We start from the raw sequence: 13,255 nt of genomic DNA, 5'->3' as shown, positions 1-13,255 counted from the left end.
CCCTATGGCTATGTTTTCCATCGCCAGCTACCACGTTCGCTTCGCCCTCAAACTCGCATGCGCTATCGTACTGGCGCTGTTTGTCGGCTTTCATTTCCAACTGGAAACACCGCGCTGGGCAGTATTGACGGCGGCGATTGTGGCGGCAGGTCCGGCTTTTGCTGCCGGGGGAGAACCCTGGTCGGGCGCGATTCGTTATCGCGGTATGCTGCGTATTGTCGGTACTTTTATTGGCTCTATCGCCGGTCTGACCATCATCATCGCCATGATCCGCGCTCCATTCCTGATGCTGACGGTCTGCTGTATCTGGGCGGGGTTTTGTACCTGGGTTTCTTCGCTCGTCCGTGTGGAGAACTCTTATGCCTGGGGACTGGCAGGCTATACGGCGCTGATTATTGTTGTGACGATCCAGAGCGAACCGCTGCTGGCCCCTCAGTTTGCCGTTGAGCGTTGCAGTGAAATCGTTATCGGTATTGTCTGCGCCATTGCGGCAGATTTGCTGTTTTCTCCCCGTTCGATTAAACGCGAGATTGACCGCGAACTGGACAGTCTGCTGGTGGCCCAATACCAGCTAATGCAGTTGTGCATTAAACATGGCGACCCTGAAGATGTGGATAAAGCCTGGGGAGCGCTGGTGCGGCGCACGACTGCCCTGGAAGGGATGCGCAGCAACCTGAAAATTGAATCTTCCCGCTGGGGGCGCGCCAACCGCCGTCTGACAGCGATCAATACGTTGTCGCTTACGCTGATTACCCAGGCCTGTGAAACGTATCTGATCCAGAATACGCGACCCGAATTGATTACCGACACGTTCCGCGAACTGTTCGATGAGCCCGTAGAAACCGTTCAGGATGTGCATAGACAAATGAAGCGGATGCGCCGGGTGATCGCCTGGACCGGTGAACGTGAAACACCAGTCACCATCTATAGCTGGGTGGGGGCGGCAACGCGGTATTTGCTGCTCAAACGTGGGGTGGTGAGCAACACCAAAATCAGTGCGACGGAAGAAGAAGTCCTGCGCGGCGAAGTGGTTATCAAACCGGCATCGGCGGAACGCCATCATGCGATGGTCAACTTCTGGCGTACCACTCTATCCTGCGGATTAGGAACCTTATTCTGGTTGTGGAGTGGCTGGACTTCCGGCAGTGGAACCATGGTGATGATCGCGGTGGTGACGTCGCTGGCAATGCGTCTGCCAAATCCGAAAATGGTGGCCATTGATTTTCTGATAGGGACGTTGGTCGCCCTGCCGGTCGGTGCGCTCTATTTTCTGTTTATCATCCCTTCGACGCAGCAGAGCATGCTATTGCTCTGCATCAGCCTGGCTGTACTGGCTTTTTTTGCCGGTGTCGAGGTGCAGAAACGGCGGCTGGGTTCGCTGGGGGCGCTGGCAAGCACCATCAACATTATCGTGCTTGATAACCCGATGACGTTTAAGTTCAGCCAATTTCTTGATAGCGCGCTTGGGCAAATTATCGGCTGCGGGCTGGCGCTGATCGTCATTTTGCTGGTGCGGGACAATTCGCAGGCACGTACCGGACGGATGTTGCTCAATCAGTTTGTTTCGGCGGCCGTTTCGGCGATGACAACCAACAGTGCGCGACGTAAAGAGAACCATTTACCTGCGCTCTATCAGCAGTTGTTTTTACTGTTGAATAAATTCCCTGGCGATGTGGCGAAATTCCGCCTGGCGCTGACATTGATCATCGCTCATCAGCGTTTACGTGATGCGCCTGTACCGGTGAATGATGAGCTTTCGGCGTTCCATCGACAGCTTCGCCGTACGGCGGATAGCGTCATCTCTGCCCGATCTGACAGCAGACGACGGCACTATTTTTCGCAGTTGCTGAAGGAGCTGGAGGTCTATCAGGAGAAATTGCAGCACTGGGATGCGCCGCCGCAGGTGACCGAGCCGGTAAAACGACTTACCGGAATGTTACACAAATATCAGCATGCGCTAACCAGCAGCTAGACCCGAAACCGACGCCAGAAGCGTCGGTTTTTTTATGGCTATACTTTACGGGAGCTTTTGTAAATCACAGATCAGGAGGACAAATGACAACGCAGGCATTGCAGGACAGCGAACTTTTCCAGACGGGCTATCTTGTCGATGGCGTCTGGAAATCGTTGGACACGACATTTGACGTACTGAACCCGGCGACCGGCGAGGTTGTCGCAAAAGTAGCAAAAGCCGGGAAAAAAGAGACAGAAGCCGCTATCGCCGCAGCCACCAGGGCTTTTCCCGCCTGGCGTGCGAAAACGGCAAAAGAGCGTTCTGCCATTCTTTATCGTTGGTACGAATTGATCATTGAAAACAAAAGCTGGCTGGGAAGGTTAATGACCACCGAACAGGGCAAGCCTTTAAAAGAAGCCGAAGGTGAGGTGGACTATGCTGCAAGCTTTATTCAATGGTTCGCCGAGCAAGCGAAGCGTGCTAATGGCGAAATTATCCCGCCGATAAAACCCGGATCGCGTATTTTTGCTACCCGCGAACCCATTGGCGTTGTGGCAGCGATAACCCCCTGGAATTTCCCGATGGCGATGCTGACCCGTAAGCTGGGACCCGCGTTAGCTGCAGGGTGTACAGGAGTGATTAAACCCGCCAATAACACGCCGCTCAGTGCCTTTGCGCTGCTGGCGCTGGCGAAAAAAGCGGGCGTGCCGGACGGTGTGCTAAATGCGGTTGCCGGGAGTACATCGGAAATTAGCGATGCGATCATGGCGAGCCATGATGTACGCAAAATTTCCTTTACCGGATCTACCGCCGTCGGTAAAACGCTGGTGCGTAACGCGGCTGAAACCATGAAGAAAGTCTCCATGGAACTCGGGGGCAACGCGCCTTACATCGTCTTTGAAGACGCAGATATTGATGCGGCGGTAAAAGGGGCGGTTGCCAATAAATTCCGTAATGCCGGGCAAGTATGCGTGAGCGTAAACCGTTTTTATATTCATGAGTCGGTGTATGACACCTTCACGCAGAAACTGGCAGAGGCGGTCAATGCCCTTAAAGTCGGAAATGGTCTTGACGACGGTGTGGTGGTTGGCCCGCTTATTGAATCTTCTGCGGTGGATAAAGTGCGTGAACACGTGGAAGACGCCGTCGCAAAAGGGGCGAAAGTTCTGGCTGGGGGTAAAGCGCACGCGTTGGGAGGCAATTTCTGGCAACCCACCGTCCTGGGGGATTGCAGCGATGGCATGAAGCTGGCGAACGAAGAGACGTTTGGCCCGGTCGCCGCCTGTTTTCGCTTTACGACCGAGGATGAAGTTATCCAGCGCGCTAACGCAACGCCGTTTGGTCTTGCAGCCTATTTCTACACCCAAAACTTATCCCGCGTATTTCGCGTCTCCCAGGCGATTGAAAGTGGGATGATTGGTATCAATGAATGCGCGGTATCCACTGAGCTGGGCCCCTTTGGCGGTGTAAAAGAGTCCGGCCTGGGGCGGGAAGGCTCCGTTCTGGGGCTGGAAGAGTTTATGGAAGTCAAAACCCTGCATCTTGGGGGATTATAGTGAAACGGGTGGCGTAAGCCGCCCGACAGGGCTGGATGGCGGACAATGAATACCTATACCTTCGATTTTGCTGAGATCGACACGCAAAGTAAGTTCTATCGCGAATTTTCCCGCCGGTTTGCTCTCGCTGGGGCAAGCATTACCGATCTGGATTCATTATGGATAATAGTGACGGAAAAGTTGCCGTTGCCGGTTGAAATTGAGTTCATTCATCTTAGCGAAACACTGCGGCGGCGTTTCGGCGCGCTCATTCTGCTGTTTGATGAAGCGGAGGAAGAACTGGAAGGGCAGTTGCGTTTTAACGTGCGCTAATGCAGCACAAAAAAAAGCCCCCGACAGGCGGGGGCAAGTCGTCGGAGTAGACGACGAGGGTTTATTTGTAGAGTTCCGCTGTTGCGTGCCAGGTATCACCTTCCTGGAGTTCGGTCACGTGGTAGGCTTTCGCGCCTGCCGCGTCCGCTTTAGCAGATAATTCGTCACGGATGCTCATTGGAGAACTTGCGGTCTGGGAAACAGAAATGGTCCCAATGGCCTGCATGTTTTGTGTTTGGTTCTCGGACAGTTGAGTGGCTGCGCTGGCACCAAAAGAGATCAGTGAAGCTAAACCAAGGGCTGCGATGATTGCGTTACGTTTCATTGTCTTTCTCCTCAATACTCAACGGCGAGAAGGTTTATACCGCTATTTTTATGCCTGGTGCCGCTGAGTGATGATGACATAGGGTTGTCGATTAATTATTTATACAGTTCAGCAGTGGCATGCCAGCTATCGCCGGTACGTGCTTCGATGATGCGATAAGAAGACGCACCCTGTTCTTCAGCTTTTTTGTTCAGTTCCGCACGCATATCCATCGGGGATGATGCAATGCCACCGACGGAGACGGTGCCTAATGATTGGCGATTTTGCGCCTGGCCAGCATCGATAGAGCTTGCTGCAAATGCGCCAAATGACAGAACAGAAAGGATGCTGAGTGTTGCTACAGTTGATTTGATTTTCATAATGCTTACCTCGTCGAATCTTAATTCCTGAGGGCTTTGTTTCGTGACCCTCATCACAAAATCAAGTATACACTAATAACGTGTAAAATTAATACTAAGCTAATTATTGCTATTGTAAGTAAGTGGTAAAGAAACCTTTTTTTATAGTCAAAAAGGCATAAAAAACGGGTGATTTTGAGCGGGATTTTATTTTTTAATATTTAAAATCAAGGTGATATGTGATTTTGATTTTTTGTGCGAAAACATTCATTGCGTGAATGAAATGCGACAGAAATTCGCACATTGTGTTAAAGGAAAGGGGGGCCAGAAAGAGATGTGACCCTAAGAGAGGCATTTCCCCGGCATGAAACCGGGGGAAGGAATTAAAGTTCTTGTTCGAAGAGTACGAGGATGGCTTCGTAAAGTTCTTTGACCGTAAAGCCGCTTGCCGGGGTAGTGAAAATGGTATCGTCACCGGCAATAGTACCCAGAATACCTTCTGCTTTGCCCAGCGAGTCCAGTAAGCGCGCAATCAGTTGTGCAGCGCCTGGGCTGGTATGAATAACAACAACGGCGTCGTTGTAATCGATATCAAGCACCAGATTTTTGAGCGGGCTGGAGGTGGTTGGAACACCCATTTCGACAGGCAAACAGTACACCATCTCCATTTTGGCGTTGCGCGTACGCACCGCGCCGAATTTAGTCAACATGCGGGACACTTTAGACTGATTGATATTGTCAAAGCCCTGTTCTTGTAACGCCAGAACAATCTCTCCCTGAGAACTAAATTTCTCTTCTTTAAGTAGCGCTTTAAACGCTTTAACTAATTCTTCTTGTTTTGCCGAGCTTCGCATAAGTCACCCGTATTAAGGCCGTGAAAACTACATTATTATGCACATGGATGAATTTTTATGCAAATAATCTACTGTGGAAATAACTCAAATTTTCTTATAGTTCACGTAAATTTTATCAAATTACGTTATGGAACCTACTGTGTCATGTGTCGCAAATTCAAGCAAAAGTAAAATAAATGTTACTGAAATGATATTGTTTAGATGGATATCAGCGCTATATTGTAAACTCTCAATCTTAGTTGCTTGGTTTGCCGGTCCGACGGTCGTGAAAGCCCATTATAATATTTTAAAAGCGTGCCATGCCGCAGAATTTTGGCTGGTTCGTTGCCATAATTATCAGGGTGAATTAAGGTCGCCGCAATGGAGTAACAAAATATTTAGCTAACCATAATAAGGAGTTTATGATGAAAGTTGCAGTCCTCGGCGCAGCTGGTGGCATCGGCCAGGCGTTAGCTCTACTACTTAAAACACAACTGCCTTCAGGTTCAGAACTCTCGCTCTATGATATTGCTCCTGTAACCCCTGGGGTTGCTGTTGACCTCAGCCATATTCCTACCGCTGTGAACATTAAAGGTTTTTCTGGAGAAGACGCAACGCCTGCCCTGCACGGTGCGGATGTGGTGCTGATTTCCGCAGGCGTCGCGCGTAAACCGGGTATGGATCGTTCCGATCTCTTTAATGTGAATGCCGGTATTGTGAAAAACCTGGTCGCGCAAATTGCTAAAACCTGCCCCAAAGCCTGTATTGGCGTGATCACTAACCCGGTTAACACTACGGTGGCGATTGCCGCGGAGGTGCTAAAAAAAGCGGGTGTGTATGACAAAAACAAACTGTTCGGCGTGACAACGCTGGATATCATTCGCTCCAATACCTTTGTGGCTGAGCTGAAAGGTAAGCAGCCGGGCGAGGTTGAAGTGCCGGTCGTGGGTGGGCATTCAGGCGTCACCATTCTGCCGCTGTTGTCGCAAATTCCGGGTGTCAGCTTCTCTGAACAGGAAATTGCCGATCTGACAAAACGTATTCAGAACGCGGGCACTGAGGTGGTCGAAGCAAAAGCGGGTGGCGGGTCTGCAACTCTCTCTATGGGCCAGGCAGCCGCGCGCTTTGGCCTGTCGCTGGTGCGTGCGTTGCAGGGCGAAAAAGGTGTTGTTGAATGTGCCTATGTTGAAGGCGATGGCCAGTATGCCCGCTTCTTCTCTCAGCCGCTGCTGTTAGGTAAAAATGGTATTGAAGAACGCCAGTCGATTGGCAAATTAAGCGCCTTTGAACAGCAGGCGCTGGAAGGGATGCTGGAAACCCTGAAAAAAGATATTCAGCTCGGCGAAGATTTTGTTAACAAATAAATAGCTGCCGCCGTCTGGTACGCCGTTTGCCTCCAGAGACGCGCAAAAAAACCGGAGTTCATAGGGCTCCGGTTTTTTTATGGCTTTTAGTTGGTCGCTGGATATTCCTGGATCGTGACCTGTAGTTTCAGTTTCTTGTCATCACGCATCACTTCAACCGGTATTTCTGACCCGGGACGAATTTCCGCGACCTGGTCCATGGTTTCCAGTGCTGAGACCGCAGGCTTACCATTCACGCTGACAATAACATCATTCACTTGAATGCCTGCCCGGGCTGCCGGACCATCTGGCGAGACTTCGTTAACCACGATCCCCTGAATTTGATCGATACCGCCGTTCTGGGTATGCATGGGGGCGATTTCTCTTCCGCCGATACCGATATAACCACGGATCACCCGACCATCGCGAATCAACTTATCCATGATTTTCGTCGCGAGCTGGAAGGGGATAGCGAAACCAATACCTTCCGGTGTCTCGCCATCGTTGCTCTTGTCGAAAGAGAGAGTATTGATACCCATTAACTCACCCAGCGAGTTCACCAGCGCGCCGCCGGAGTTGCCGTGGTTGATGGAGGCATCCGTTTGCAGGAAATTCTGGCGACCGGTTGGGTTCAGGCCAATACGCCCGGTGGCACTGATTATTCCCTGAGTAATGGTTTGACCCAGGTTATAAGGGTTACCAATCGCCAATACCACATCACCAATGTGCGGTACACGACGCGGATTGATCGGAATCACCGGCAGGCCGCCAGTGGCGTTAATTTTCAGTACCGCCAGGTCGGTAAGGGAGTCCGACCCCACCAGAAGCGCCTCAAAAACGCGGCCATCCTGCAAGGCAACGATGATCTGGTCCGCATCGTTGATAACATGTTTATTCGTAACGATATAACCACGCTGATCCATTATCACACCGGAACCCAGGGTGCGAATTTCCAGACGATTATGGGATGACGTATTCATACTACGGTTATAGACATAGACTACCGCGGGCGCGGCGCGGCGAACCGCCGGGTTGTAGCTGGCGGGCGTTTCATCGGTACTGTCAAATTGCGTTGCGGTTAGCGGGTTATGCTGGCGTAGCGAAGGCAGGGCGGCGAGGATAATGCCACCAACCATTAAACCAATTGCAACCGAGCGTAAGAGCTTCAAAAACATGATGCAGGCGTCGTCATTAGGGAGTCGCAGCAGCATAGCACGAGTTTTCCGGACATCACATGCAGCGGTGATGTCCGGGATCGCATTTGCTTAACGTAGCAATAAATAGAGTGTTTCATTGCCGCGGATGATTTGCAGAGCAATTACCGACGGTTTGGTTTCAAGAACCTTACGCAGCTCGGCAATGGACTGCACCTGCGTACGGTTAATGCCAATAATGACATCGTCTTTATGCAGGCCTGCCTGAGCAGCCGCACTGCCTTTTTCGACGTTCTCAATATTGATACCTTTCGTACCGTCTTTGAGTTGACCATCACTCAACGAGGCGCCCTGTAGCGCCGGGGAGATCAGTTCAGCGCTGGCAGAAGACGAAGTGCTCTTATCCAGTGTGACTTCAATATCCTGCGGTTTGCCGTCACGCAGGATGCCTAACTTCACTTTTGCGCCTGGTTCCGTCGTTGCAATGCGTGAACGCAGTTCGGCAAAGCTGTTCAGCGGCTTATCATTAAGGCTGACAATCACGTCGCCAGATTTAATGCCCGCTTTCGCTGAACCGGAGTTCGGCAATACTTCGCTGACAAAGGCGCCACGCTGCACATTCAGGTTAAAGGCTTTGGCGATATCAGCACTCATCTCGGTCCCTTTAATACCCAGCAGGCCGCGTTTGATTTCACCGAACTGAATCAACTGGCGAGACAGTGTCTGTGCCATATTACTGGGAATCGCAAAACCGATACCGATGCTGCCGCCGCCCGGCGCAAGGATTGCTGTGTTGATGCCAATAAGCTCACCGTTCAGGTTCAGCAATGCGCCGCCGGAGTTACCGCGGTTAATCGAGGCATCGGTCTGGATAAAGTTTTCCAGTCCTTCGAGATTAAGTCCGCTTCGGCCCAGAGCAGAAACAATTCCGGATGTCGCTGTTTGCCCCAGCCCGAACGGGTTCCCCACGGCAACGACAAAGTCACCCACTCTTAACTTATCGGAATCGGCGATCGCGATTTGCGTCAGGTTGCTGGGGTTTTGTAGCTGCAACAGCGCAATGTCGCTTTGATCGTCGCCGCCAATCAGTTTGGCCTCGAACTCGCGACCATCGTTGAGCTGGACATTGATTTTTTGCGCCTGGTTAATGACGTGGTTGTTCGTCAACACGTAACCTTTTGCTGCATCAATGATGACCCCGGAACCCAACCCTTCAAAAGGCTGAGCCTGCTGCTGTTCGGGCAACTCGTCGCCAAAATATTTTTTCAGTTCATCAGGGACTTTCTGTCCTTGTACCGCCGTTCCTTCCACCTGCACGCTCACCACGGCAGGTAAAACTTTCTCCAGCACTGGCGCGAGGCTGGGAAGCGCTCCCTGGCCTGGAACCTGCGATGGCATCGCTGCCATAGTCTGGATGGGTGCCGAGAGAGATAACCCGACACTTAACGCTAACGCACTCAACAGCTGGGTTTGTTTCTTCATTGATGCTGGCTCTCGTAACCTGAAGTGAAAGGGAAAACGATGCAAAACAGTTTGATGTTATTGAAATTTCAATCGGGTAACAATGAGGTTAATGACTAAATGATAGCTGTGATTATAAAGACAAGACGGGCGCAACCTGTGCGCCCGTTAAAAATGCGGTAATAAAGTGATTATTTGCGGTTTGCGTTGCCGCGCAGCAAGCCGGAGGCACCTTCGGAATAGTCGCGAGGAATCTGTACCGGTGCCTGATCGTTGCCCGCTTCGGACTCCGCCAGACGGTTACGGAATGGGTTTTCCTCAGCAGACATTTCCGGCAGTAAGCTGCTGGAACTTTTTGCCATGTGCTGATAAAGCTGGCGGTAATCATGCGCCATATTGTCGAGGAGTTCTGCGCTGCGAGCGAAGTGATTGACCAGCTCTTCACGGTACTCTTCAAGTTCTGCTTTATTTTTTTCCAGCTCGTACTGCATTGCCTGTTGCTGGCGTAATTTCCGGTTTCCAAAACGCATGGCCACAGCACCAATGATGACGCCGACGACTAACCCAATTAGCGCGTATTCCCAGGTCATGTACTTCTCCCATTGTCTTATGGTTCCGTAGGGTAATAGCTGCAAGCTCCTTGCCTGCGCCTGATTATGCCACTATAACCGCTATTCGCGCAGAAGTGGAATCCCGACGCGGCATCGCGTAGGGTAGAACGACCTTTTTTTCGCCAACCCTGTGGGCAGGATCGATTTTCAAGGAATAACGATAACACCATGCAGAGCCTTACCCCGACATCGCGTTACCTCAATGCCCTCAACGAGGGTAGCCATCAGCCGGATGATGTGCAAAAAGAAGCTGTTAGCCGTCTTGATCTCATTTACCAGCAAATTGTGACCAAAGAACAATCCGCCCCGCAAAGCGGTGGCTTGATGGCGAAACTTGGCAAATTGTTAGGTAAGCGTGAGCCCACGACGCTTACCCCCGTACGCGGCCTTTATATGTGGGGGGGCGTTGGGCGCGGTAAAACCTGGTTAATGGACCTCTTTTATCAAAGCCTGCCAGGGGAACGGAAACAGCGTCTGCATTTCCACCGTTTTATGCTGCGTGTGCATGAGGAATTAACGCAACTACAGGGACATAGCGACCCGCTGGAGATTGTCGCCGACCATTTCAAAGCCGAAACCGATGTGCTCTGTTTTGATGAGTTTTTCGTATCGGATATCACCGACGCCATGTTGCTCGGCGGGCTAATGAAGGCACTCTTCGCCAGAGGGATTACGCTGGTCGCCACTTCGAATATTCCGCCGGACGAACTTTATCGTAACGGGTTGCAACGGTCGCGCTTTTTGCCGGCTATTGATGCCATCAAGCAGCACTGCGATGTGATGAATGTCGATGCGGGTGTGGATTATCGTCTGCGCACCCTGACCCAGGCACACCTGTGGCTTTCGCCCTTAAATGAAGAGACGCAGCAGCAAATGGATAAACTCTGGCAAGCGCTGGCAGGGGCAAAACGTACTCATTCTCCGGTATTAGAAGTCAATCACCGTCCGCTGGAGACGCTGGGGGTGGAAAATCAGACGCTGGCGGTGTCGTTCGCCACGCTGTGTGTGGATGCCCGTAGTCAACACGACTATATTGCGCTCTCTCGTCTGTATCACACCGTCATGCTATTTGATGTCCCCGTCATGACAACGCTGATGGAGAATGAAGCGCGGCGTTTTATCGCGCTGGTGGATGAATTCTACGAGCGGCATGTGAAGCTGGTGGTGAGCGCGGCGGTTCCGCTGTACGAGATTTATCAGGGCGAGCGACTGAAATTCGAGTTCCAGCGCTGTCTGTCTCGTCTGCAGGAGATGCAGAGCGAAGAGTACCTCAAGCGGCAACATATGCCATAACTGCCCGCTTCTCTGTGGGAGAGGGGCTGGGGGGAGGGTATCAGAACGCACAACCCCAACACCGAAAAACCCTCTTCAAATCACAAATAGGGGTCGATCTTTGACCCCGACTTCTCTATAATCCTGCGACCCCACGTTACAAGAAGGTTTTTTTCCCAAAACTTTCTCTGCGCCGGCATAGGCTATTCGAAGGGGTAGGTTTGCTGGACAATGTCGTGTGAACCTCAACTGACTAAACGTTTGGGTGTTCACCAACGTGTAACTTATTATTTGGGTAAGCTTTTAATGAAAACTTTTACAGCTAAACCAGAAACCGTACAACGCGACTGGTATGTTGTTGACGCGACAGGTAAAACTCTGGGCCGTCTGGCTACTGAACTGGCACGTCGCCTGCGCGGTAAGCATAAAGCGGAATACACTCCGCACGTTGATACTGGTGACTACATCATCGTTCTGAACGCAGAAAAAGTTGCTGTAACCGGCAACAAGCGTGAAGACAAAATGTACTACCACCACACTGGCCACATCGGTGGTATCAAAGAAGCGACCTTTGAAGAGATGATTGCCCGCCGTCCTGAGCGTGTGATTGAAATCGCGGTTAAAGGCATGCTGCCAAAAGGCCCGCTGGGTCGTGCTATGTACCGTAAACTGAAAGTTTACGCTGGCAACGAGCACAACCACGCGGCACAGCAACCGCAAGTTCTTGACATCTAATCGGGATTATAGGCAATGGCTGAAAATCAATACTACGGCACTGGTCGCCGCAAAAGCTCTGCTGCTCGCGTGTTCATCAAACCGGGCAACGGTAAAATCGTAATCAACCAGCGTTCTCTGGAACAGTACTTCGGTCGTGAAACTGCCCGCATGGTAGTTCGTCAGCCGCTGGAACTGGTCGACATGGTTGAGAAACTCGATCTGTACATCACTGTTAAAGGTGGTGGTATCTCTGGTCAGGCTGGTGCGATCCGTCACGGTATCACCCGCGCTCTGATGGAGTACGACGAGTCCCTGCGTTCTGAACTGCGTAAAGCTGGCTTCGTCACTCGTGACGCTCGTCAGGTTGAACGTAAGAAAGTCGGCCTGCGTAAAGCACGTCGCCGTCCGCAGTACTCCAAACGTTAATTGCTTTCTGCGAAAGCAGAACGATTGGCGAAAAACCCGGTTTCTACCGGGTTTTTTTATGGATAAAAATCACGTTATCCACAGTAATGAGTTGATTCTCTCTTCTTTTTCAGCATTTCCAGAATCCCCTCACCACAAAGCCCGCAAAATCTGGTAAACTATCATCCAATTTTCTGCCCAAATGCCTGGGATTGTTCATTTTTTGTTTGATGTTTAAACGAGAGTGACTGTGCGCGTGGGTGGGTTACCAACATCTCGCCGGTCAAAGTAAGACTGGTAGCAGTAAAAATACTGAATATACCTGGAGGTTTTCATGGCTGTCGCTGCCAACAAACGTTCGGTAATGACGCTGTTTTCTGGTCCTGTTGACATCTATAGCCATCAGGTCCGTATCGTGCTGGCAGAAAAAGGTGTCAGCTTCGAAATTGAGCACGTGGAAAAGGATAATCCTCCTCAGGATCTGATTGACCTCAACCCGAATCAAAGCGTACCGACTCTTGTCGATCGTGAACTCACTCTGTGGGAATCACGCATTATCATGGAATACCTGGATGAGCGTTTCCCTCATCCGCCGCTGATGCCGGTTTATCCGGTTGCGCGTGGTGAAAGCCGTCTTTACATGCATCGCATTGAGAAAGACTGGTACTCGCTGATGGAAGTGATCATGTCCAGCAGTGGCGCGCAGGCCGATAACGCCCGCCGTCAACTGCGTGAAGAACTGATGCAGATTGCTCCGGTGTTCGGCCAGAAGCCTTACTTCCTGAGTGATGAATTCAGCCTGGTGGATTGCTACCTGGCGCCGTTGTTGTGGCGTTTGCCGATTCTGGGTATTGAACTTAGCGGCGCAGGCTCTAAAGAGCTGAAAGGCTACATGACACGTGTTTTCGAACGTGATTCATTCCTCGCGTCTCTGACAGAAGCCGAGCGCGAAATGCGCCTGGGCCGGGGTTAAT

Annotated in this window: 14 protein-coding genes; 8 read left to right on the top strand and 6 right to left on the bottom strand. The window is 51.3% G+C overall.

Annotated elements, in window-relative coordinates; all coding sequences use genetic code 11:
- The first annotated feature begins 4 nt into the window (after positions 1-4).
- From aaeB to IP582_RS22495, 3 genes are all read left to right on the top strand, one after another.
- Complete coding sequence (gene aaeB, locus IP582_RS22505) at positions 5-1,972, top strand: p-hydroxybenzoic acid efflux pump subunit AaeB (protein ID WP_193794491.1); 1,968 nt, start codon at positions 5-7, stop codon at positions 1,970-1,972.
- An 83-nt stretch (positions 1,973-2,055) separates the two neighbouring features.
- Positions 2,056-3,510 carry an NAD-dependent succinate-semialdehyde dehydrogenase gene (locus IP582_RS22500; protein WP_193794490.1) on the top strand — a complete coding sequence of 485 codons (1,455 nt, stop codon included), beginning with the start codon at positions 2,056-2,058 and terminating at the stop codon, positions 3,508-3,510.
- A 45-nt stretch (positions 3,511-3,555) separates the two neighbouring features.
- A complete protein-coding gene (locus IP582_RS22495) occupies positions 3,556-3,822 on the top strand; it encodes a hypothetical protein (RefSeq protein WP_193794489.1) in 267 nt (88 codons plus the stop codon).
- 61 nt (positions 3,823-3,883) lie between these two features.
- Here IP582_RS22495 and yhcN (IP582_RS22490) read toward each other — a convergent pair whose 3' ends face one another.
- The 3 genes from yhcN (IP582_RS22490) to argR all read right to left on the bottom strand — a co-directional run bounded on the left by yhcN (IP582_RS22490) (position 3,884) and on the right by argR (position 5,339).
- Positions 3,884-4,147 carry a peroxide/acid stress response protein YhcN gene (gene yhcN / locus IP582_RS22490; RefSeq protein WP_193794488.1) on the bottom strand — a complete coding sequence of 88 codons (264 nt, stop codon included), beginning with the start codon at positions 4,145-4,147 and terminating at the stop codon, positions 3,884-3,886.
- A gap of 95 nt (positions 4,148-4,242) precedes the next feature.
- The gene (yhcN, locus tag IP582_RS22485; protein ID WP_039077421.1) at positions 4,243-4,506 is read right to left on the bottom strand and encodes a peroxide/acid stress response protein YhcN; all 264 of its coding nucleotides are present in this window, start codon (positions 4,504-4,506) and stop codon (positions 4,243-4,245) included.
- Positions 4,507-4,868: 362 nt separating this feature from the next.
- Entirely contained in the window at positions 4,869-5,339 is a 471-nt protein-coding gene (gene argR / locus IP582_RS22480) for a transcriptional regulator ArgR (RefSeq protein ID WP_039077422.1), read from the bottom strand.
- A gap of 404 nt (positions 5,340-5,743) precedes the next feature.
- Here argR and mdh point away from each other — a divergent pair, with 404 nt between their 5' ends.
- Entirely contained in the window at positions 5,744-6,682 is a 939-nt protein-coding gene (mdh, locus tag IP582_RS22475; RefSeq protein WP_193796333.1) for a malate dehydrogenase, read from the top strand.
- 86 nt (positions 6,683-6,768) lie between these two features.
- Here mdh and degS read toward each other — a convergent pair whose 3' ends face one another.
- From degS to zapG, 3 genes are all read right to left on the bottom strand, one after another.
- Positions 6,769-7,836 (bottom strand): outer membrane-stress sensor serine endopeptidase DegS, encoded by a 1,068-nt coding sequence (gene degS, locus IP582_RS22470; protein WP_039077545.1) that lies wholly within the window; start codon positions 7,834-7,836, stop codon positions 6,769-6,771.
- Positions 7,837-7,926: 90 nt separating this feature from the next.
- Positions 7,927-9,297 carry a serine endoprotease DegQ gene (gene degQ / locus IP582_RS22465; RefSeq protein WP_193794487.1) on the bottom strand — a complete coding sequence of 457 codons (1,371 nt, stop codon included), beginning with the start codon at positions 9,295-9,297 and terminating at the stop codon, positions 7,927-7,929.
- A 170-nt stretch (positions 9,298-9,467) separates the two neighbouring features.
- Positions 9,468-9,866, bottom strand: a complete 399-nt coding sequence (gene zapG, locus IP582_RS22460; protein WP_039077425.1) for a Z-ring associated protein ZapG — start codon at positions 9,864-9,866, stop codon at positions 9,468-9,470.
- 189 nt (positions 9,867-10,055) lie between these two features.
- On the opposite strand from zapG, the gene zapE reads away from it, so the two are divergent.
- The 4 genes from zapE (at position 10,056) to sspA (ending at position 13,254) form a co-directional block, all read left to right on the top strand.
- A complete protein-coding gene (zapE, locus tag IP582_RS22455) occupies positions 10,056-11,180 on the top strand; it encodes a cell division protein ZapE (protein WP_193794486.1) in 1,125 nt (374 codons plus the stop codon).
- Positions 11,181-11,465: 285 nt separating this feature from the next.
- On the top strand, positions 11,466-11,894 hold the full coding sequence (gene rplM, locus IP582_RS22450; protein ID WP_013364512.1) for a 50S ribosomal protein L13: 429 nt from the start codon (positions 11,466-11,468) through the stop codon (positions 11,892-11,894).
- 15 nt (positions 11,895-11,909) lie between these two features.
- Positions 11,910-12,302 (top strand): 30S ribosomal protein S9, encoded by a 393-nt coding sequence (gene rpsI / locus IP582_RS22445; RefSeq protein ID WP_002437466.1) that lies wholly within the window; start codon positions 11,910-11,912, stop codon positions 12,300-12,302.
- A 313-nt stretch (positions 12,303-12,615) separates the two neighbouring features.
- A complete protein-coding gene (gene sspA / locus IP582_RS22440; RefSeq protein WP_039077427.1) occupies positions 12,616-13,254 on the top strand; it encodes a stringent starvation protein SspA in 639 nt (212 codons plus the stop codon).
- Position 13,255: the final 1 nt, after the last annotated feature.

Source organism: Citrobacter sp. BDA59-3 (assembly GCF_015167655.1).
GTDB classification, from domain to species: domain Bacteria; phylum Pseudomonadota; class Gammaproteobacteria; order Enterobacterales; family Enterobacteriaceae; genus Phytobacter; species Phytobacter diazotrophicus.
The sequence above is the reverse complement of the archived record's forward strand: the minus strand, read 5'-3'. Positions and strand labels throughout refer to the sequence as shown.